The following is a 19,099-nucleotide window of genomic DNA, read 5'->3' as shown; positions in this document are numbered from 1 at the left end:
TCACCATGAAAAAGGTCTACGAAAAGCCGACGCTGTCAAAGCGAGAAAAACTATCTTGCGTCACCGCTGGCATCCCTTTGTCGCAGCAGGCATGAGTTTCGTCGAAACGGCCGTGCCGCGCTCTGCGCAAGATCGTAGCGCACGCCCTTATAGTTAATGCGGCCTTAACCTTCCCCCCGATAGTCTGGCATCCGAATCTGCCGGAGTGCGTCATGCGCCCGGCCAGGCAAAAACAGACGGGGAACGAAGCATGCGTTCAGGGGCTTCAGCACCGCTCGCGCTGACCGATACGGGGCACGGCATCCAGGCATTCGCGCGGCGCCAGGTCGGGCGACTGGTCGGCGCCTGCCTGTTTGCGCTGGTTGCCTTCGGCGTTGCCGGTCTGGCCACTTGGAACGTCGCCGATCCGAGCTTTTCGCACGCCACCGACAACATCGTCACCAACGCCATGGGCTATGCCGGGGCGGTGTTCTCCGACCTCGCCATGCAGTTCTTCGGCCTGGCCGCGGTCGCCGCCCTGGTGCCGGCGGTGATCTGGGGCTTTCTGCTGTTTTCGGCACGTGGCGTCGACAGGCTGCCGAAGCGCGGCCTCGCCTGGTTCGGTTTCGCGCTGCTTGCCGCCGCAATCGCCGGCTGCGTGGTGCCGCCCAAGACCTGGCCGCTGCCGACCGGCCTCGGCGGCGTGTTCGGCGACATGGTGCTCAATATCCCCGGCCTGGTCATTGGCGGTTACCCGACCGGGATCGTTGCCAGCGTCATCGCCATGGTGCTCATTGCGCCGGCGCTGTGGCTGTTTGCCTATGGCTCGGCGCTGATTGCGCGCAAGAACGGCTTTGCCGTCATGGAGCGCACTGCCGAGCCCGATCCCCGAGAGGACGACCTGCTCTTCGACGAAGACGAGGACGAGGGCGACGAGGGCATATTGGCGCTCGGCGCCATCACCCACTGGTGGCTGTCGTTCCGCGCCTGGATGCATCGCCGCGCCGTACGTCGCCAGCAGGAGCGCGACGAGTATGAGCCGGAGATGGAGCAGCGCTCCACCGCATGGCGCCGTGCCGCCGAACGGGTCGAATCGGCCGAGTTCGCCGAATCGCGGATGAGCCCGGATGGCCGCGCCCGCGTCGAGCCGGAATTCTTCGCCGCCATGGTCAATGATCGCAGCGTTTCCGTCGATCCTGATGATGACGACGTCCTCGACGCCGGGTTCGACAATGGCGACGAGGAGGTCGAACTCGACGACGAGCCATTCCAGCGCCGTGCCGCGCCGAACGCCAAGGTGCAGAACTTCCGCTCCGATGCGGCGACCCGTGTCGCGGCACCTGCGCCACGTCCGGCTCCAGGCGCCCGCGTCCAGCGCGAGGCGCAGACCTCGCTGATCGGCTCCGAAACATTCGAAATGCCGTCGCTGCATTTTCTGTCCGAGCCAAAGAATGTGGTGCGCGATGCCAGCCTCTCCAAGGATGCGTTGGAGCAGAATGCGCGCCTGCTCGAGGGCGTGCTGGAAGATTTCGGCGTCAAGGGCGAGATCATTGCGGTGCGGCCCGGTCCGGTGGTCACGCTCTATGAGCTGGAACCCGCGCCCGGCATCAAATCGTCACGCGTCATCGGTCTGTCCGACGACATCGCCCGTTCGATGAGTGCCATTGCCTGCCGTGTCGCCGTGGTGCCTGGCCGCAACGCCATCGGCATCGAACTGCCGAATGCCAAGCGCGAGACCGTGTATCTGCGCGAGATCATGGCCAGCCGCGATTTCGAGACCACCAAGGCGAAGCTGGCGCTGGCGCTGGGCAAGACCATCAATGGCGAGGCGGTTATCGTCGACATCGCCAAGATGCCGCACGTGCTGGTCGCCGGAACCACCGGCTCGGGCAAGTCGGTCGCCATCAACACCATGATCCTGTCGCTGCTCTATAGGCTGACGCCGCAGGACTGCCGGCTGATCATGATCGATCCGAAAATGCTCGAACTCTCCGTTTATGACGGCATTCCGCATCTGCTGACGCCGGTCGTCACCGATCCGAAGAAGGCGGTGGTGGCGCTGAAATGGACCGTGCGCGAGATGGAAGACCGCTACCGCAAGATGTCCAAGGTCGGCGTGCGCAATATCGACGGCTTCAACGCCCGCGTGCAATTGGCCGAGAAGAAGGGCGAGAAGATCTCGCGCACCGTGCAGACCGGCTTTGACCGCCAGACCGGCGAGGCGATCTACGAGACCGAGAATCTCGACCTCGAACCGATGCCCTACATCGTCGTCATCATCGACGAGATGGCCGATTTGATGATGGTCGCCGGCAAGGACATTGAAGGTGCTGTCCAGCGCCTGGCCCAGATGGCGCGTGCGGCCGGCATCCACGTGATCATGGCGACGCAACGCCCGTCCGTCGACGTCATCACCGGTACCATCAAGGCCAATTTCCCGACCCGTATCTCCTTCCAGGTGACGTCGAAGATCGACAGCCGCACCATTCTGGGCGAGCAAGGCGCCGAACAGCTGCTCGGCATGGGCGATATGCTCTACATGGCCGGCGGCGGCCGCATCCAGCGCGTGCACGGCCCGTTCGTCTCCGACGACGAGGTGGAGAGGATCGTCGCGCATCTGAAGCTGCAGGGCGTGCCCGAATATCTCGACGCCATCACCGAGGATGACGGCGAGGACGATGACGACGAGCCGTCAGGCAAGGGCGGTGGCGGTGGCGGCAATTTCGAGGATTCCGACGATCCTTACGACCAGGCGGTATCAGTGGTGCTGCGCGACGGCAAGGCCTCGACCAGCTACATCCAGCGCCGGCTCGGCATCGGCTACAACCGCGCCGCCTCGATCATCGAGAAGATGGAGAAGGAAGGCATTGTCGGCCCGGCCAACCATGCCGGCAAACGCGAGATCCTGGTGCCGACGGAGGACGACAAGTTCTGATCGGCTGAAACGACCGGCGGCAACCTTGAACCTTTTGGTGCGTTACAGCGACTGAGTGCCGTTCGGCCGCCAAACTTAAGTCTAACTGGGGGTCCACGGACTGCAACGAGACACACACCACACGAGAGTGACCGGCATGAAAAACGATCCTTCCGCGATCAGCGATTTCGCTCCAAACCGCCGTCAGTTGCTCGGCCTCGGCCTGATGCTTGCCGGCGCCGCGGCCGTCAATGTCATGCCGGGGTTCCAGCTCCTGGCCTCGGCGCAAGCCGCGGTGCCGCCAACGGCGCAGAAGATCGCCGACCACTTCTCCTCGGTCAAATCGATGAGCGGCGAGTTCGTGCAGTTCGGGCCCAACAACCAGCAGACCGGCGGCAAGTTCTTCCTCGAGCGGCCGGGCAAGATCCGCTTCAACTATGAGGGCAAGTCGAATTTCCGGGTGATCTCCGACGGCAAGTCGGTGGTCATCCTCAATCAACGACTGAAAACGTCCGATCTTTATCCGCTGTCGAAGACGCCGCTGAAGCTTCTGCTCGACAACCGGATCGATCTCTCCGGCGGCCGCGTAAAATCGATCAAGGAAGAGAGCGACCTCACCACCATCCAGCTCGCCGACAAGTCGGTGTTCGGCAATTCGAAGATCACAATGATGTTCGATCCGAAATCCTACGACCTGCGCCAGTGGACCATCACCGACGCGCAGGGCAAGGACACAACCGTGATGATCTACAACACCAAGGAAGGCGTCAGCTTTCCGCCGGACACCTTTGCCATCGATTATACGGCCAATCGCGAGCTGAACACGAAGACCAGATAGCGTTCTGCCACCGCAGGCGCTCCTCCTGCATCGGGGGTTGGCGCCCGCTTGTTTTTAGGCCTTGCGGCTGGCAGTAGTTCCAGGACCAATTTTATAGGCACAAAATCCTGTCGGGCTGTCCCGGCAGGATCTTCGCTGCTTCGGACCGGACTCCTGCATGCCCTTCACAGTTGCTACCTGGAACATCAACTCCGTGCGCCTGCGCATGCCGATCGTCGAGCGGCTGCTCAACGAGTATGTGCCGGATGTTCTTTGCTTGCAGGAGACCAAAGTTCCCGACGAGCTGTTTCCGGAAAAGGCCTTCCGCAAACTCGGCTACCAACACATCGCCTTCCACGGCCAGAAGGGCTATCACGGCGTGGCGACGGTGGCGCGGCGGCCGATCGAGGTGATCGAGAAGCGGCGCTTCTGCGAGATCGACGACAGCCGCCATCTGTCCATCAAGGTACAGGCCGGCGGCAAAGCGATCCTCATCCACAATTTCTACGTTCCGGCCGGCGGCGACGAGCCCGATCCCGAAATCAACCGCAAGTTCCGCCACAAGCTCGATTTCGTCGCCGAGATGAATGCCATCCGCGCCGCGCATGACGAGGCATCTGCCTCGATCCTGGTCGGCGACCTCAACATCGCGCCGCTGGAGCACGATGTCTGGTCGCACAAGCAATTGCTCAACGTCGTCAGCCACACGCGGGTCGAGACGGAAAATTTCGAGGCGATGCGGATCGCTGGCGACTGGGTCGACCTGATGCGGCTCAACGTGCCGCTTGAGCAAAAACTCTACACCTGGTGGAGTTATCGCGCGCAGGACTGGGAGGCGTCGAACCGCGGCCGCCGGCTCGACCATGTCTGGTCGTCACCGAACCTGGTGCCAAGTTTTGCCGGCTACGAAATCCTGCGCGAGGCACGCAGCTGGGACCGGCCGTCGGACCATGTGCCGGTGATTGCACGGTTCGACCTGGATTAGGCCATGGGCCGAAGGAGTCGCTGATTGGAAATACTGGCAGCAGAAGATCCGGATGTGACTTCGGCCGCCGACTGTCTGGCGGCTGCCTTTGCCGATGATCCGCAGATGGCGTTTTTCTTCTCGGGCGATCCTGCGCAGCGTCAGGGGCTGGTGACGGAGTTCTTTTCGATCCTGATGGCGGCGCGCCTCGCGCTGGGAATGCCTGTGCTGCTGTTAAAGAGCGAAGGCCGCATCCTGGGTGCGGTGATGGGCTATGATGTGCGTCGGCCTGAATGGCTCCCGGCTCACCAGGAGAGATGGGCTCTGCTTCAGCAAAGGCAGGCATCGATGGCTTCGCGCTTCGAGAAGGCTGACGCCATCAGCGAGAAATACAAACCGCAGGAACCGCATTTTTATCTTGGAGTCCTGGGCGTTCACCCCTCGATGCAGGGAAAGGGGGCGGGCGGCGCGCTCATCAGGGCTTATTGCGATCTTGCCGAAAGAGATACTGCCTCGACAGGGACTTTTCTCGAAACCGCACAACGCAACAATTTGGCTTTCTATGAGCGTTGCGGGTTTCAACTCCTCGGCCAAGCTGAACTTGCACCGGGAAAGCCATTCTGGTGCCTGTTCAGGCCAAAACCCGTCCGAGACGGCAATTAGCCTACCCGCCAAACCGCGGCGCCAGCTTCTCGATGCGGGCGATCATGGCCTGGAAATCTTCGAGGATGCGCTGGTGCAGTTTCACCGCCACGTCGGGGTACTCCTCGAGAATGCGACGGAACATCTTGCGGCTGAGGCGGATCACTTCGGAATCGGTCTCGGCCGATGCGCTGGTCAGCCGCCTTGAGTCGGCGATCAGCGCCAGTTCGCTGAGGATCGTGCCGGGACCGGCGGTGCCGATGGGGATGCGGTCGCCATCCTGCTCGCGGTAGAGCACGATCTTCCCACTGACCACGATATACGCCGAATCGGCTTCGTCGTCTTCGCGGTACAGCTTGCGGTCGGCCTGCAGATGGGTGGCCTCGGCGCCGAAGGCGAGCAGGCGCAGCTGTTCCTGCGTGAAACCCTCAAAGAGTTTCACGGCGGACAGGATGCGGATGTCGTCATCCAGCGCCATCTCTAGCTGCGTCCCCGAACGGTCAGTCCAATCCCTCCCTTAGAGCGCCGCGCGTCCTCCTGGTCACGCAAAGTACGCTCCAACATTTTTCAATCTGCGCATCGTTCTGCCCAAAAACCGAATCGATTTTCGGGCCGATGCGCGGGTCGATCCAGGCCCTCCAGCCGGATCGTACCCTGAAACAGTCCCGCCCCGACCGCCTATTGAATAATGAAATGTTTAAGGAACCAGCTTGTAGCCGCCGCTTTCTGTCACAAGAATTTCAGCATTGGAAGGATCGCGTTCGATCTTCTGGCGCAGCCGGTAGACGTGGGTTTCCAGCGTGTGCGTGGTGACGCCGGAATTGTAGCCCCACACTTCCTCGAGCAGTACGTCGCGCGTCACCACCTTCTGATCGGCGCGGTAGAGATATTTGATGATCGAGGCCTCCTTCTCGGTCAGCCGCACCTTGGCGCCGCGCTGGTCGATGAGAAGCTTCTGGCTAGGCTTGAAGGTGTAGGGACCGACCGAGAAGGTGGCGTCCTCGCTCTGCTCGTGCTGGCGCAGTTGCGCGCGGATACGGGCGAGCAGCACCGCGAAGCGGAACGGCTTGGTGACATAGTCGTTGGCGCCGGCTTCCAGGCCCAGAATCGTGTCGGAATCGGTGTCGTGGCCGGTCAGCATGATGATCGGCGCCTTGTAACCGCCCTTGCGCAAGATCTTCACCGCCTCGCGGCCATCCATGTCGGGCAGGCCGACATCCATGATGAGCAGGTCGATGAGCCCGCCGCGCGCCGCGGCGACGCCTTTGGCGGCGGTCGCTTCCTGCAGCACGTCGAATTCTTCGTAAAGGGCCAGTTGCTCGACGAGGGTTCCGCGCAGGTCGTCATCGTCGTCAACGATAAGAATGGTACGTGATGTCATGGATCAATCCGTTGTTTTGAAAAGAATTTTCAGTTGACCGACCCCCATTTATGCGGAAGCTGACCGGCGCAACAGTCCGATCACAGTGATTTGTTCCGTGACACGATCATACAAGAAAAAACGCGTTCGCAATGCAGCCGGCGCAATTTTGCCAAAAGGGCTGCGTGTGCTGGTGGTGCGGGCGAGGCCCGGCAACCCCAGCCAGGGGATTTTGCAGGCCGGCAGCAAGGTGTTTGCCTGTGCGCTCGGACGCGGTGGCATCTCGGCCAACAAGCGCGAAGGTGACGGTGCAACGCCGCTTGGCGAGATGCGGATTCTGTCGGGATATTTTCGCGGCGATCATTTTCCGGCGGCCCGCAAAACCCGGCTGGCGATGGCGCTGATCGGCCCGGATCTCGGTTGGTGCGAGGTGCCGGACGACCGCAACTACAATCGGCCGGTGAAAATCCCCTACGGCGCCAGCCATGAGCGGATGCGGCGCGACGATCGCCTCTATGACGCCTGCCTGGTGCTCGACTGGAACATGGCGCCGCGCCGGCGCGGCCGCGGCAGCGCCATCTTCTTCCACCTGGCGCGCCCCGGCTTCACGCCGACGCAAGGCTGCGTGGCGGTGACCGCGAGGACGATGGCAAGGCTATTTCCACTGATTTCGGATAGGACGGTGGTGAGGGTGGTGAGGTAGGGGAGATTAGCAGCTGAGTGGTCTCTATTCCCCCTCCCTATTGCCCTATTCCCTTATTCCGTTGCCAACCGATATCCAGCAGTCCCAACCTGCCCAGTTCCCGGTCCACTGCCCGGGTGACGTCCTTGCGTCTGGCGCCGATGTCGCGCAGTTGGCGATCCGACAAATGCTCGACATCCTGGCGGGGCAGGTTGATCGCGACCCTTGCCTGGCGAAGCCAATCGGTGATGGCGAGGAGACAGGACGGACGAGTGGCTGGCGTGTTCAGAACGATGATGGACATGATGTGCTCCGGTTCCGCCGGATATCAAATCCGGCTTGATGGTGTTTCGATGGATGCATCATGCCGCATTGAAATCGCGAAGAGAAACGAGTAGTTCTTTTCAGATCATCAAGTTTTGTTTGAGGATGGCATGTCCCGCCTTCTGCCTGGAACCCGCGCGCTGAGGACGCTGGAAGCGGCGGCTCGGCATCTCAATTTCACCCGCGCTGCCGACGAGCTCGGCCTAACGCCTGCCGCAGTCAGCCACCAGATCAAGGAAATCGAGGATCAGCTCGGGCTGGTGCTGTTCACGCGCACCAGCCGCACCATCCGGCTGACCGCGGCGGGCACGCTGCTGTTCGAGGCCTCCATCGATGCGCTCGACCTGCTCAACCGGGCTGTGTCGCGGGCGCGCAAGGCGACGCGCGGCACGGCATTGTTGAAGGTGACGCTCGACGCGCAGTTCGCATCAAAATGGCTGATGCGGCGCGTCGACGATTTTCGCAAGCGTCAGCCCGATATCGAGCTCCGATTCGACATCGCCTACACATTGCGGGATTTCGAGCTCGACGACGTCGATGTCGGCATCCGCTTCGGCATCGGCAAATATCCGGGCCTTCGCGCCCATCGTCTGTTCGATAACATCATCATTCCGGTGTGCAGTCCGGGGCTGCTGCGGTCCGGTCCGCCCCTGCGCGAGCCGCGCGATCTGTTCAACCACACGCTTGCCCATATCGAATGGGCGCGACAAGGCGTGACCTGGCCGAACTGGCGCATGTGGATGGCGGCTGCCGGCGTCACCGATTTCGACGACAGCCGGACCATCGTGTTCGGCAATTCCACCGATGCCGTTCAGGCAGCGCTCGAAGGCAATGCGGTCGCGCTCGCCGATTTCGCCATGGTGGCAAACGACCTTTCCGAAGGCAGGCTGGTGCAGCCCTTCGAACTCGGCCTGCGCGTAGGGGCCGAATTCGCCTATTTCCTGGTCTATCCCGAAAACACTGCCGACGATCCGCGCATCATCGCCTTCCGCGAATGGCTGCTTGAGGAAGTCGCCAGGACGCAGACCTGACGATCGCGACAGGCCTCAGCCGGCGACGACCGGTGCGCCGAACCAGCCGATCACCGCGCCAATGATCAAAAGCACGCCGAGCCAGTGGCCGCCGTCGATCAGGGTCAGGTCCCAGCCGAAATTTTCATAGCGGTGGTTGGCCGTCAGCGTCGTGGCGACAAAGCCGAGCCAGAGCACGAAGCCGAAGACCAGGCCGGCGGTAAGGGCCGGCTCGCCGCCGGTCATCGCCCCGACAACCAGAGCAACAACCAGCGCCATGATGAGTTCGGCAATGAAGGAGATGACGAAGGGCAGTTTCGATTTGCTCATCGTTGCCGGATCGAGCTTGGCCGCCTTCAGCCACGGCTTGCTCAAAGCCATGTACCAGACGGCGCCGAACAGCCACGCCAGCACGGCCGCGACAATCACCGCCAGCCAGTTCACTGCTGAAAAATCCATAAAGTCCTCCCCTCAAGCATGCCGCCCAAAGCCTGACGGTTTGGGAAAAGACATGCGTATTCTTCGAAATCAATGCGCGATGGAACGCCTGTTCGGCAGTGCCGTCAAGCGAAGCGCCACACGGTGGTGCGCTTGACTTCGGCATCCTCCAGCGCCCGCGTGACCGCCACTTCGTAGGCGGCCAGCGGCTCCAGCCCTGTCTTCGGCAGATAGGAGCGGCCGGGATCGCCAACAAGGATGTCGGCGCCGCGCGCCTTCAGCGTCGAAAACCACGGCATCAGCCTGTCGGCAAAGGATCTGTCGTAGAAAACGTCGCCGGCCAGCACCACGTCCCAGCCGGCGTCCGTGCCGATGCAGTCGGTGCCGCAAAACTCGATTGCAACGCCATTGGCTTCGGCATTGAGGCGAACAGCGGTTTCGCAGAATGGGTCGATGTCGGTGGCGATCACTTGCGAAGCACCGGCCTTGGCTGCGGCGATGGCGACAAGGCCGGAGCCGGAGGCGAAGTCGAGCACGCGTTTTCCCCGCACATTGGACGGATTGTCCAGCACGCAACGGGCAAGGCCTTGCCCGCCGGCCCAGGCAAAGGCCCAGAAGGGCGGCGGCAAGCCGATTTCGGTCAGTTCGTCCTCGGTCCGCTGCCAGAGGTCGTGGGCCTCGTCGGCAAGCCGCAGAAAAATTTCCGGCACATGCGGCGGCGCCATCAGCGCCGTGTTGTCGAGAATGAACTTTCTCGCGCTGTTCGGCGTGAGGACCGTCACGGAGCCGGCGTCAGGCCGCCCATGCGGCAGACTTCCTTCCATTCGGCCGGAGTCACCGGCTGCACCGAAAGCCGCCCGAGCCGCACCAGCGCCATCTCGGCCAGCTTGGGATTGGCTTTGACCTGTTCCAGCGTCGGCGGGTTCGGCACGTCCTTGAAGGCGCGGATGTCGACACATTCCCAGCGCGGATCGTCGGTCGTCGAGTCAGGATGGGCAAGCGCGCAGACCTCGGCAATGCCGACGACATTCAGCCCTTCATTGGAGTGGTAGAAGAAGCCGAGATCGCCGATCTGCATCGCCTTCATGTTGTTGCGCGCCGCATAGTTGCGCACGCCGTCCCATTGCGTGCCGGCCTTGCCCTTGGCCTTCAGCGCCTCGAAGGAAAACACCGAGGGTTCGGATTTGAACAGCCAGTAGTTCATGTCTTTCTTCCTCTTTGGCGTGGGCTGAATTAACTAGCCGCGGGCTTGTTGAAGGTCCAGTTCCACTGGCGGATTTCGACTGTTTCAAACAGCCCTGCCTTGGCATAGGGGTCGGCAGCCGACAGCGCCTGCGCGGCGGCGAGGTCCGGCGCCTCGACGACGACAAGGCTGCCATTCGGCTTGCCGTCGGCATCGAGGAAGGGGCCGGCAAAGGCCAGTTTCTTGTCGGCGTTCAGGCCCTCGAGAAAGGCGACGTGGGCGGGCCGCGTGTCGACACGCACCTGCAGGCTTCCGGACTTGTCCTTGCATACCAACGCAAACAGCATGTTTTCAAAACTCCGGTTTGTTTGGGATCAGAGATCGGTTTCGGTCTTCAGCGGCCGGGTCATCAATGCCGTTACAGCCTGCCGTATGGTGATCGTGCCGTCCAGTATCGCCGACACTGCCGCGATGATCGGCGCGTCGATGTCGCGCTCGGTGGCGATGCGGGCGGCGATTGCCGCCGTGGGCACGCCTTCGGCGAGCGGCAGGCCGGCCAAGGGTTTGCCTTGTCCGAGCGCCAGGCCATAGGCGAAATTTCGCGACTGGGCGGAAGAGCAGGTGAGCAACAGGTCGCCGAGGCCGGACAGCCCCATCAGCGTCTCCGGCCTGGCGCCGAAGGCGGCGCCAATGCGGCGCAATTCGACGAAGCCGCGCGTAACCATGGCGGCCTGGGCGCTGGCGCCGAGCCCGGCGCCGGTGACGGCACCGGCGGCGATGGCAAAGACATTCTTCAGCGCGCCGCCGATCTCGACGCCGATCAGGTCGTCGCTGGAATAGCAGCGCAGATTTTGCGCCGAAAACCGGGCGGCAAGCTCGGCCGCCAAAGTCTCGTCGCGCGCGGCGACGACGACAGCGGTTGGCAGGCCCCGCGCGACATCGGTGGCAAAGCTCGGACCGGACAGGGCCGCAACCGGGGTTTGCGGCAGGATGTCCGCGACGATGGCCGACAGCAGCGCGCCGGTGTCGCGCTCAATGCCCTTGGCGCAGAGAACCAGCGGGACGCCTTGCGGCATATGAGGCTTTGCCGTCGTCAGCATGGCGCGCAGCGATTGTGCGGGCGCCACGGCCAGCACGCAGTCGGCATCGGCGAGGGCAGCGCCGATATCGCTCGTCGCCGCCATGCCGGGCTCGATGGCGATACCGGGGAGGTAGCGCGGGTTCGCCCCACCACGAAGTGCGGTGACCGTTTCTTCGTCGCGGGCGTAGAGCCGGACATCATGGCCGGCACGCAGCATGGCGAGCGCCAGCGCGGTGCCCCAGGCGCCGCCGCCCTGCACCGCGACGCGCCAGCCGGTCTTGTCCCTGCCGCTTGTCGTGCTGGCGCTCATGCTTTCGCTCCGCGTCGGCCGGAGCCGACCATCGGCGCCGAGATCGAGTCCAGCGGCCAGCGCGAACGCGGCACGAAATCGAAGCCGTTCTCTTGCGACAGCCCCGCCCGTAGTCGCTCGATGCCGGCCCAGGCAATCATCGCCGCATTGTCGGTGCACAGTTTCAGCGGCGGCGCCACAAAGGCAAAGCCGGCCTCGGCGCACTGCTTCTGCAGTGTCGCCTTGATCGTGCTGTTGGCGGCGACGCCACCGGCAACGACCAGTGACGGCGTGGTCTTGTCGGGAAATTCCTGGCGGAAGCGGGCAAGCGCGCGGGCCACGCGGTCGCCCAGTGCGTCGGCCACCGCCGCCTGGAACGAGGCGCAGATGTCGGCGACATCCTGCTCGCTCAGGGGCTGAATGGCGGTCGCCGCCTGGCGCACGGCGGTCTTGAGGCCGGAGAAGGAGAAATCGGGCTGCGCCGAACCCTTCATCGGCCGTGGGAAGGCAAAGCGCGTCGCGTCGCCCGAGGCCGCCGCCTTTTCGACGTTCGGGCCGCCCGGATAGGGCAGGCCGAGCATTTTCGCCGTCTTGTCGAAAGCTTCGCCCAGCGCATCGTCTATGGTCGTCGCCCAGCGCTGATAGTCGCCGACGCCGCGCACGGCGACGATCTGGGTGTGGCCACCGGAGACCAGCAGCAGCAGATAAGGGAAGTCGAGCCCGTCGGTCAGCCTGGCGGTCAACGCATGGCCTTCGAGGTGGTTGATGGCGATCAGCGGCTTGCCGGCCGCCGCGGCAACTGCCTTGGCCGTCATCAGACCGACGATCAGCCCGCCGACAAGGCCGGGGCCGGCAGTGGCGGCAATGGCGTCGATGTCGGCAAGCGCTGTGCCCGAATCGGCAAGGGCCGCCTCGACAATGCCGTCCAGCGCCTCGACATGGGCGCGCGCGGCGATCTCGGGCACGACACCGCCAAAGGCGGCATGCTCCTCGATCTGGCTGAGCACGATGTTGGACGCAATGACCGGTGCGGAGGCGCCATCCAGCGTCACCACGCTGGCGGCGGTCTCGTCGCAACTCGTCTCAATGCCCAGAACGCGGATCAATTCGTCGCTGTCTCCAGAGATTGTGTCGCCGGACGTTCCCCTTTAGAGGGAGTGCCGGAAACGCAAAGCCAGCCGGGGGTTATCACGGACCGCGCGCCATGCAAACTTTGAAAATCGGAACACGCGGCAGTCCACTGGCGCTGGCGCAGGCGCATGAAACGCAGGCGCGGCTGATGGCAGCGCATGGCATGCCGGCGGAAGCGTTCGAGGTCGTCGTCATCTCGACCAGCGGCGATCGTATCCAGGACCGGCCGCTGTCAGAAGCCGGCGGCAAGGGCCTGTTCACCAAGGAGATCGAAGAGGCGCTGCTCGCCGGCACGATCGACATCGCGGTGCATTCCTCCAAGGACATGCCGACAGTGCTGCCGGATGGACTTGAGCTTTCCGCCTTCCTGCCGCGCGAGGATGCGCGCGATGCCTTCATCGGCAAGGCCGTGAAACGCATTATCGACTTGCCGCAAGGCGCCAAGGTCGGTTCGTCCTCGCTGCGGCGCCAAGCGCTGATCCGGCGCATGCGGCCGGACCTCGACGTGGTGATGTTTCGCGGCAATGTGCAGACCAGGCTGCGCAAGCTGGAGGAAGGCGTCGCCGAAGGCACTATCCTCGCCCATGCCGGGCTGAAGCGGCTCGGGCTCGGCCATGTCGTCACCGATCTGATGCCGCTCGACGCTTTTCCGCCGGCGCCGGGGCAAGGCGCGATCGGCATCGAGACCCGCATCGGTGACAGCGCTGTCGAAAAGATGCTGGTGGCCATCCATGATGTGCCGACAGGCCAGGCGCTGGCCTGTGAGCGCGCCTTCCTGGCGGCGCTCGACGGCTCCTGCCGCACACCGATCGCCGGCTATGCGACTGTAGCGGGCGGAAAATTGGTTTTCGCGGGGCTGATCATTTCGCCCGATGGCACACAATCGCATGAGGTTAAGGCTGAAGGGCTGGCGCTGGATGCCGCTGATATCGGCACGGACGCCGCCAGGACGGTACGGGCCAAGGCCGGCGAAACCTTCTTCGACGGCTGGGTCTGACATGCGTGTCCTGGTGACGCGGCCGCAACCCGGGGCATCGCGCACCATGCGGCGGCTGCAGGAATTGGGATTTGAGCCGATCCTTCTGCCTCTGACCGAAACGGTGACACTGCCGGTTGGCGTCGATGCTATGAGCGACAACGCCGCGGCCGTTGCGATCACCAGCGCCAATTCCGTGCGCCATGCGCCGAAAGAGCTCGTCGACGCGCTCGCCGCCTTGCCTTGCCATGCCGTTGGCGCAAGGACGGCTGAAGCAGCGCGTGCGGCGGGATTTCTGTCGGTCAGCGAAGGGCCGGGCGATGCCGAGAAGCTGGCCGAAGCGATTGCCGCCGGCCTGTCCGGCAAGGCGATCTTCTATCTCTCAGGGCGCGTGCGGTTTCCGGCCTTCGAGGCACGGCTGCGACAGGCCGGCATCGAGGTCCGCGCCATCGAGACCTACGACACGGTTGCGCTCGAATATTCCGACGATCAGGTCCGTGTGTGCCTGTCCGGTCAGGCGGTCGATGCGGTACTGCTCTATTCGGCCAGGGCGGCGGTGGTGATGCAGACCTTGGCCAGCCGGGCGGGACTGCACGATCTCTTTGAAAAGACACAGGCTTTTGCCCTTTCCGAACGGATAGCAGCGACGCTTGGCGATACCGTCGGCAAAAAAATACGAGTTGCGCGGGAACCGCGGGAGGAGGCGCTGCTTGATCTGTTGCACGGTGGCGACTGAGCCCCGTGTCATCACGCCGCCCCTTTTCACCAGATGATGATGTGCTAGACCATTTTTCAAACCATCACGCGCCATCGGGCGCCCAGACGAAGCAGGATTGCGGAGCCCAGGCATGGTCAAGACGCCGAAGATGCGACATTCAAAAAGCCGCCGCGAGCCGGTGACCATCGAACTCGAGCCCGGCGCTGTCTCGCGCGTTGTCGATGCGGAAGCCGCCAAGGCGGACGAAGCCGAGGCTCCGGCCGAATCGGTCGCGGCCGACGAAACGGCTGCGACCGATGCACAGCCGGAGACGCCTGACGAGCCGGTTCATGCCGATCAGGCCGATCTCGAGCCGTGGGAGCACTCCGACGCCGCGGCGCAGGCCGCGCCGGAGAGCGATGCCAAGGTGTCCGGCGAACCGGAAAGGCCTTATCCCGCCGCCTCCGACACGCCACCACGCGCCCGGACCTCCGACTACAGTTTCGAGGATGCCTCAGCCAAGCCGGGTGCGCGTAAGGAAACGTCTGATGCCGCCGAGATGAGGAACCAGCCCATGGCAGCGCAGCCGAAGCGTGGGAACGGCATTGCCGCCGGCATCATTGGCGGGGTGATCGCGCTGGCTGCCGCCGGCGGCCTGCAGTTCGCCGGCGTGCTCGGCGCTCCGGGGTCGGGCGGTGGCACCGTCTCGCTCGAGGGCGTCAATGGCGAGATCGCTTCGCTGAAGCGCGAAATCGCCGACCTCAGGGAAGCCGGCGGCAATGGCGCCGCAACGGCCAAGGTCGACGGGCTGTCGTCGGCGTTGGATCAGGTCAAGGCCGATGTCGCATCGCTGAAATCGGCGGTCGAGCAAGGCGGCGGCGGCGACAATGCCGGACTTGCCGCGCTTGGCGACAAGGTCAAGCAGATCGAGACGGCGGTTGCGGCGCTTGGCCCAGCCGGCAACGCGGCGCCGGTCGATCTCGCGCCGCTCAACGAAAAGCTTTCAAGTCTGGATGCGCTGGTGAAATCGGCCGGCGAGGCAGCCAAGACGCAGGAAGGCAAGATCGCTGCACTTGAACAGTCGGTGACGCAGCTCTCCGGCAAGGTGGAGGCGCAGGCCTCGCAGCCGAAGATCGCGATGGCCATCGCCGCGTCGGCGCTCAAGGCGGCGCTCGACCGCGGCGCGCCGTTCGCCGCCGAGCTGGAAACTTTCGCGGCTATCTCGCCCGACGCGCCGCAGATCGCGGCGTTGCGTCCCTATGCCGAAAAGGGCGTCCCGACCCGCACCCAAATCGCCGGCGAGGCCGATGCCGCGGCCAATGCAATGGTCGCTGCCGCGACGCCGGTCGACGAAAATGCCGGCTTCTTCCAGAACCTTCTGTCGAGTGCCGAATCGTTGGTCAAGGTGCGGCCGATCGGCGCCGTAGAAGGCGCCGGCGCGCCTGAAACCGTGGCGCGCATGGAAGTGGCGGTCAACCAGGGCGACTACGCCAAGGCGCTCAGCGAATATGCAACGCTGCCGGATGCGGTCAAGGCAGCGGGCGCCGACTTTGCCGGCAAACTGAAAGCGCGCATCGAGGTCGAGACCCAGGTCGACGCGCTGATCGCGGGCGCGATGAAGGCATGAGGACGACACGATGATCCGCATTCTCATCTTTCTCACCGCCGTCTTCGCGCTCGGCCTGGGCTTTGCCTGGCTGGCGGACCGCCCCGGCGAGATGGTCGTCACCTTCAACGGCTACCAGTACCAGGTCAGCCTGATGGTGGCGGCGGTGGCGATCGTTGCGGTCGTCGCTGCGGTGATGATCGTCTGGTGGCTGATCAAGTCGCTGTGGAACAGCCCGTACACGATCTCGCGCTATTTCCGCGTGCGCCGCCGCGACCGCGGCTACCAGGCGCTGTCGACCGGCATGATCGCAGCCGGCGCCGGCGATGGTGCGCTGGCGCGCAAGAAGACCAAGGAAGCGGCCAAGCTGATCCGCTCCGACCAGGAGCCGCTGATCCATCTCCTGGAAGCGCAGGCCTCGCTGCTCGAAGGCGACCATGAAGGCGCGCGCGAAAAATTCGAGGCCATGCTCGACGATCCCGAAATGCGGCTGCTCGGTCTGCGCGGGCTCTATCTGGAAGCCGAGCGGCTGGGCGACCGCAACGCGGCGCGTCACTATGCCGGCCGCGCCGCTGCCGTCGCCCCGCAACTGGCCTGGGCCGCCGAATCGACGCTGGAGGAATTGACCCAGCGCGGCGACTGGGACGGCGCGCTGAAGCTGGTCGAGGCGCAGAAGTCGACCCGGCAGATCGAACGCGACGCCGCCAACCGCCGCCGCGCCGTGCTTTTGACCGCAAAGGCGCAGGCGCTGACCGACAGCGACCCCAATGCGGCGAAGACAGCCGCGCTCGAGGCCAATAAGCTCGCCCCCGATTTCGCGCCGGCCGCGGTTGCGGCGGCCAATCTCCTGTTCAAGCAGAACGATGTGCGCAAAGGCTCGAAAATCCTGGAGACAGCCTGGAAGGCGGAGCCGCATCCGGAGATCGCCGAGCTCTACACCCATGCAAGGCCGGGCGACGCGGTGGTCGACCGCCTCAACCGGGCGAAGAAGCTGCAGGAGCTGAAGCGCAACAACGCCGAGTCGTCGATGACGGTGGCGCGCGCCGCACTCGACGCGCAGGATTTTTCCACCGCCCGCCGCGAGGCGGAAGCGGCGATCCGCATGGATCGGCGGGAAGGCGCCTACCTGCTTCTGGCCGATATCGAGGAGGCCGAGACCGGCGACCAGGGCAAGATCCGGCAATTGCTGTCCAAGGCCGTCAGGGCGCCGCGCGATCCGGCCTGGGTTGCCGACGGCGTCGTCTCCGAACGCTGGGCGCCGGTGTCGCCGGTCAGCGGCAAGCTCGACGCCTTCGCCTGGCGCGCGCCGATGGAGCGGCTCGGCCAGCTCATCGACAGCCATGAGGACGCGGTTGGAGCCGAGGTGCCGGTGCTTGCGGCACCCGCCAAGCCGGCAAAAGAAGCCGAAGTGATCGACCATCCGGCCGCCTCCGCAAAGACAATCAGCGAGGCGCCGACGGAACCGAAGCCTGCTGTAAGCGACGACCATGTCACGCCGGTCACTGCCGCCGCCTTTGCCGCCGTGCCGTCGGATGCCGAGGCGGTCGAGCCGGCCGAGGAGGTTATCCGGTTGCCGGACGACCCCGGCGTCGACCCCGACGACGAAGCGGAGAAATCACCGCGCCGGTTCCGCCTGTTTTGATCCCTGACCTGATGTGAGCACCATGTTCGAACGCGTCCTGTCCTTTCTGAGAGACCTGCCTTCCGGCGCAGGCGCTCGCGCCAATGCGGACGATCCGCGCGTTGCCGCCTCGGCTTTGCTCTATCATGTGATGAATGCCGACGGCGTGCGCCAGGACGTCGAGTGGGAGCGGTTCAAGCAGGTGCTGGCGCAGAGCTATTCGATCAGCGGCGACGAGCTCGATGCGCTGGCTGCCGCGGGCGAGCGCGCCGACAATGAGGCGATCGACCTCTATGCCTTCACCAGCGTTTTGAAGCGCCATCTCGATGCCGATGCGCGCAAGGCCTTCATCGGCCTGATGTGGGAAATCGTCTATGCCGACGGCGAGCTGCATGAGCTGGAAGACAACACGGTCTGGCGCGTTGCCGAGCTGATCGGCGTCGAGCGCCAAGATCGCGTCGAGGCGCGCCGCAAGGCCGCCGCCGCCGCGCCCGGCGCCAGCGGAACGTCGAGTGACGAATAGGATCCCGCCTTTTCATGCCGCCAGCTCCGCGCTCGAAACCAAAGATCCTGATCGTGCTGCACCAGGAGACTTCGAGCCCCGGCCGGGTCGGCCATATGCTGATGGAGGAAGGCTTCGACCTCGACATCCGCCGGCCGCCTCTGGGCGACAGCCTGCCGGAAACGCTGGAAGGGCATGCCGGCGCCGTGGTGTTCGGCGGGCCGATGAGCGCCAATGACGAGGATGAGTTCGTCCGCCGCGAGACCAACTGGCTGAACGTGCCGCTGCGCGAGAACCGGCCCTTCCTCGGCATCTGCCTCGGGGCGCAGATGCTGGCCAACCATCTCGGCGGCAAGGTCGAGGGTCATGGCGAAGGACTGGTCGAGATCGGCTGGTATCCGCTGAAACCGACCGAAGCCGGCAAACAACTGCTGCCTTGGCCCGACATGGTCTACCAGTTCCACCGCGAAGGCTTTTCCCTGCCGAAAGACGCGACGCTTCTGGCGACGGCGGAAACCTATCCCAACCAGGCCTTCCGCTATGGCGACAATGCCTGGGGTATACAATTCCATGGCGAACTGACCAGGATGATGATGCAGCGCTGGGTGGTGCGCGGCGCGCACCGTTTCGAATTGCCCGGCGCCCAGCCCGGCCGCGACCATCTCGGCGGCCGGCTGATCTGGGACATGCATCTCAAGCGCTGGCTGGGCGAGTTTTTGGGGCTGATTTTCGGCAAGCCGGCTGAGAGATAGAGCAAGAGCCAACTACTCTGAACGGCCGAGCTCAACCGCCGAGGCGTGGACGACCGGTTTGCCCCGGTGGGTTCAACCGGTCATCGCAACACGCTTTAATCTGAGAGGATGAGGAGGTGTTGCATGGTGAC

General features: G+C 64.2%; 21 protein-coding genes. 12 read left to right on the top strand and 9 right to left on the bottom strand.

Annotation, left to right across the window (positions count from 1 at the left end; translation table 11 throughout):
- The first annotated feature begins 250 nt into the window (after window positions 1-250).
- From ACWTU9_RS27315 to ACWTU9_RS27300, 4 genes are all read left to right on the top strand, one after another.
- Window positions 251-2,914: a DNA translocase FtsK 4TM domain-containing protein gene (locus ACWTU9_RS27315; protein ID WP_455861028.1), complete on the top strand. Its 2,664-nt coding sequence runs from the start codon at window positions 251-253 to the stop codon at window positions 2,912-2,914.
- A 136-nt stretch (window positions 2,915-3,050) separates the two neighbouring features.
- Window positions 3,051-3,731 carry an outer membrane lipoprotein carrier protein LolA gene (locus ACWTU9_RS27310; RefSeq protein ID WP_455861027.1) on the top strand — a complete coding sequence of 227 codons (681 nt, stop codon included), beginning with the start codon at window positions 3,051-3,053 and terminating at the stop codon, window positions 3,729-3,731.
- A gap of 157 nt (window positions 3,732-3,888) precedes the next feature.
- On the top strand, window positions 3,889-4,695 hold the full coding sequence (locus tag ACWTU9_RS27305) for an exodeoxyribonuclease III (protein WP_455861026.1): 807 nt from the start codon (window positions 3,889-3,891) through the stop codon (window positions 4,693-4,695).
- A 24-nt stretch (window positions 4,696-4,719) separates the two neighbouring features.
- Window positions 4,720-5,337 carry a GNAT family N-acetyltransferase gene (locus tag ACWTU9_RS27300; protein WP_455861025.1) on the top strand — a complete coding sequence of 206 codons (618 nt, stop codon included), beginning with the start codon at window positions 4,720-4,722 and terminating at the stop codon, window positions 5,335-5,337.
- Between the two features lies 1 nt (window position 5,338).
- Here the strand turns inward: ACWTU9_RS27300 and ACWTU9_RS27295 are convergent, their stop codons facing one another.
- Window positions 5,339-5,794, bottom strand: coding sequence for a cyclic nucleotide-binding domain-containing protein (locus ACWTU9_RS27295; protein ID WP_454575531.1), 456 nt, complete (start codon window positions 5,792-5,794; stop codon window positions 5,339-5,341).
- Window positions 5,795-6,013: 219 nt separating this feature from the next.
- Window positions 6,014-6,697 (bottom strand): response regulator transcription factor, encoded by a 684-nt coding sequence (locus tag ACWTU9_RS27290; RefSeq protein WP_112561232.1) that lies wholly within the window; start codon window positions 6,695-6,697, stop codon window positions 6,014-6,016.
- A 145-nt stretch (window positions 6,698-6,842) separates the two neighbouring features.
- Here ACWTU9_RS27290 and ACWTU9_RS27285 point away from each other — a divergent pair, with 145 nt between their 5' ends.
- Window positions 6,843-7,379 carry a L,D-transpeptidase family protein gene (locus ACWTU9_RS27285; protein WP_455861113.1) on the top strand — a complete coding sequence of 179 codons (537 nt, stop codon included), beginning with the start codon at window positions 6,843-6,845 and terminating at the stop codon, window positions 7,377-7,379.
- Between the two features lie 37 nt (window positions 7,380-7,416).
- Here the strand turns inward: ACWTU9_RS27285 and ACWTU9_RS27280 are convergent, their stop codons facing one another.
- Complete coding sequence (locus tag ACWTU9_RS27280; RefSeq protein ID WP_455861024.1) at window positions 7,417-7,662, bottom strand: hypothetical protein; 246 nt, start codon at window positions 7,660-7,662, stop codon at window positions 7,417-7,419.
- Window positions 7,663-7,792: 130 nt separating this feature from the next.
- On the opposite strand from ACWTU9_RS27280, the gene gcvA reads away from it, so the two are divergent.
- Window positions 7,793-8,713, top strand: coding sequence for a transcriptional regulator GcvA (gene gcvA / locus ACWTU9_RS27275; protein ID WP_455861023.1), 921 nt, complete (start codon window positions 7,793-7,795; stop codon window positions 8,711-8,713).
- Between the two features lie 15 nt (window positions 8,714-8,728).
- Here the strand turns inward: gcvA and ACWTU9_RS27270 are convergent, their stop codons facing one another.
- The 6 genes from ACWTU9_RS27270 to tsaD form a co-directional block, all read right to left on the bottom strand.
- On the bottom strand, window positions 8,729-9,151 hold the full coding sequence (locus tag ACWTU9_RS27270) for a DUF1761 domain-containing protein (RefSeq protein ID WP_455861022.1): 423 nt from the start codon (window positions 9,149-9,151) through the stop codon (window positions 8,729-8,731).
- A gap of 104 nt (window positions 9,152-9,255) precedes the next feature.
- The gene (locus tag ACWTU9_RS27265; protein WP_455861021.1) at window positions 9,256-9,954 is read right to left on the bottom strand and encodes a class I SAM-dependent methyltransferase; all 699 of its coding nucleotides are present in this window, start codon (window positions 9,952-9,954) and stop codon (window positions 9,256-9,258) included.
- Window positions 9,909-10,334, bottom strand: a complete 426-nt coding sequence (locus ACWTU9_RS27260) for an EVE domain-containing protein (protein WP_112621800.1) — start codon at window positions 10,332-10,334, stop codon at window positions 9,909-9,911. The genes ACWTU9_RS27265 and ACWTU9_RS27260 overlap by 46 nt, the downstream gene beginning before the upstream one ends.
- 29 nt (window positions 10,335-10,363) lie before the next feature.
- Window positions 10,364-10,660: a YciI-like protein gene (locus tag ACWTU9_RS27255; RefSeq protein WP_454588996.1), complete on the bottom strand. Its 297-nt coding sequence runs from the start codon at window positions 10,658-10,660 to the stop codon at window positions 10,364-10,366.
- 27 nt (window positions 10,661-10,687) lie between these two features.
- The gene (locus tag ACWTU9_RS27250; RefSeq protein WP_455861020.1) at window positions 10,688-11,704 is read right to left on the bottom strand and encodes an NAD(P)H-dependent glycerol-3-phosphate dehydrogenase; all 1,017 of its coding nucleotides are present in this window, start codon (window positions 11,702-11,704) and stop codon (window positions 10,688-10,690) included.
- Window positions 11,701-12,786 carry a tRNA (adenosine(37)-N6)-threonylcarbamoyltransferase complex transferase subunit TsaD gene (gene tsaD / locus ACWTU9_RS27245; RefSeq protein WP_455861112.1) on the bottom strand — a complete coding sequence of 362 codons (1,086 nt, stop codon included), beginning with the start codon at window positions 12,784-12,786 and terminating at the stop codon, window positions 11,701-11,703. Before tsaD ends, ACWTU9_RS27250 begins: the two co-directional genes overlap by 4 nt.
- A 101-nt stretch (window positions 12,787-12,887) precedes the next feature.
- Between tsaD and hemC the strand changes: the two genes are divergently transcribed.
- From hemC to ACWTU9_RS27215, 6 genes are all read left to right on the top strand, one after another.
- Complete coding sequence (gene hemC, locus ACWTU9_RS27240) at window positions 12,888-13,811, top strand: hydroxymethylbilane synthase (RefSeq protein WP_455861019.1); 924 nt, start codon at window positions 12,888-12,890, stop codon at window positions 13,809-13,811.
- Between the two features lies 1 nt (window position 13,812).
- The gene (locus ACWTU9_RS27235) at window positions 13,813-14,526 is read left to right on the top strand and encodes a uroporphyrinogen-III synthase (RefSeq protein WP_455861018.1); all 714 of its coding nucleotides are present in this window, start codon (window positions 13,813-13,815) and stop codon (window positions 14,524-14,526) included.
- 112 nt (window positions 14,527-14,638) lie between these two features.
- Complete coding sequence (locus tag ACWTU9_RS27230; RefSeq protein WP_455861017.1) at window positions 14,639-16,114, top strand: COG4223 family protein; 1,476 nt, start codon at window positions 14,639-14,641, stop codon at window positions 16,112-16,114.
- A 10-nt stretch (window positions 16,115-16,124) separates the two neighbouring features.
- A complete protein-coding gene (locus tag ACWTU9_RS27225) occupies window positions 16,125-17,735 on the top strand; it encodes a heme biosynthesis HemY N-terminal domain-containing protein (RefSeq protein WP_455861016.1) in 1,611 nt (536 codons plus the stop codon).
- Window positions 17,736-17,757: 22 nt separating this feature from the next.
- The gene (locus ACWTU9_RS27220; RefSeq protein ID WP_454575520.1) at window positions 17,758-18,237 is read left to right on the top strand and encodes a tellurite resistance TerB family protein; all 480 of its coding nucleotides are present in this window, start codon (window positions 17,758-17,760) and stop codon (window positions 18,235-18,237) included.
- A 14-nt stretch (window positions 18,238-18,251) separates the two neighbouring features.
- Entirely contained in the window at window positions 18,252-18,968 is a 717-nt protein-coding gene (locus ACWTU9_RS27215) for a glutamine amidotransferase (protein ID WP_455861015.1), read from the top strand.
- The last annotated feature ends 131 nt before the right edge of the window (window positions 18,969-19,099 follow it).

The organism is Mesorhizobium sp. 128a (assembly GCF_053848025.1).
The sequence above is the reverse complement of the archived record's forward strand: the minus strand, read 5'-3'. Positions and strand labels throughout refer to the sequence as shown.

What these genes read in the sequence shown, in the direction of transcription:
- ACWTU9_RS27315 (WP_455861028.1), top strand. Translation starts at nt 251, where the DNA reads ATGCGTTCAGGGGCTTCAGCACCGCTCGCGCTGACCGATACGGGGCAC.
- ACWTU9_RS27310 (WP_455861027.1), top strand. Translation starts at nt 3,051, where the DNA reads ATGAAAAACGATCCTTCCGCGATCAGCGATTTCGCTCCAAACCGCCGT.
- ACWTU9_RS27305 (WP_455861026.1), top strand. Translation starts at nt 3,889, where the DNA reads ATGCCCTTCACAGTTGCTACCTGGAACATCAACTCCGTGCGCCTGCGC.
- ACWTU9_RS27295 (WP_454575531.1), bottom strand. Translation starts at nt 5,794, where the DNA reads ATGGCGCTGGATGACGACATCCGCATCCTGTCCGCCGTGAAACTCTTT.
- ACWTU9_RS27290 (WP_112561232.1), bottom strand. Translation starts at nt 6,697, where the DNA reads ATGACATCACGTACCATTCTTATCGTTGACGACGATGACGACCTGCGC.
- ACWTU9_RS27280 (WP_455861024.1), bottom strand. Translation starts at nt 7,662, where the DNA reads ATGTCCATCATCGTTCTGAACACGCCAGCCACTCGTCCGTCCTGTCTC.
- gcvA (WP_455861023.1), top strand. Translation starts at nt 7,793, where the DNA reads ATGTCCCGCCTTCTGCCTGGAACCCGCGCGCTGAGGACGCTGGAAGCG.
- ACWTU9_RS27270 (WP_455861022.1), bottom strand. Translation starts at nt 9,151, where the DNA reads ATGGATTTTTCAGCAGTGAACTGGCTGGCGGTGATTGTCGCGGCCGTG.
- ACWTU9_RS27265 (WP_455861021.1), bottom strand. Translation starts at nt 9,954, where the DNA reads ATGGAAGGAAGTCTGCCGCATGGGCGGCCTGACGCCGGCTCCGTGACG.
- ACWTU9_RS27260 (WP_112621800.1), bottom strand. Translation starts at nt 10,334, where the DNA reads ATGAACTACTGGCTGTTCAAATCCGAACCCTCGGTGTTTTCCTTCGAG.
- ACWTU9_RS27255 (WP_454588996.1), bottom strand. Translation starts at nt 10,660, where the DNA reads ATGCTGTTTGCGTTGGTATGCAAGGACAAGTCCGGAAGCCTGCAGGTG.
- ACWTU9_RS27250 (WP_455861020.1), bottom strand. Translation starts at nt 11,704, where the DNA reads ATGAGCGCCAGCACGACAAGCGGCAGGGACAAGACCGGCTGGCGCGTC.
- hemC (WP_455861019.1), top strand. Translation starts at nt 12,888, where the DNA reads ATGCAAACTTTGAAAATCGGAACACGCGGCAGTCCACTGGCGCTGGCG.
- ACWTU9_RS27235 (WP_455861018.1), top strand. Translation starts at nt 13,813, where the DNA reads ATGCGTGTCCTGGTGACGCGGCCGCAACCCGGGGCATCGCGCACCATG.
- ACWTU9_RS27230 (WP_455861017.1), top strand. Translation starts at nt 14,639, where the DNA reads ATGGTCAAGACGCCGAAGATGCGACATTCAAAAAGCCGCCGCGAGCCG.
- ACWTU9_RS27225 (WP_455861016.1), top strand. Translation starts at nt 16,125, where the DNA reads ATGATCCGCATTCTCATCTTTCTCACCGCCGTCTTCGCGCTCGGCCTG.
- ACWTU9_RS27220 (WP_454575520.1), top strand. Translation starts at nt 17,758, where the DNA reads ATGTTCGAACGCGTCCTGTCCTTTCTGAGAGACCTGCCTTCCGGCGCA.
- ACWTU9_RS27215 (WP_455861015.1), top strand. Translation starts at nt 18,252, where the DNA reads ATGCCGCCAGCTCCGCGCTCGAAACCAAAGATCCTGATCGTGCTGCAC.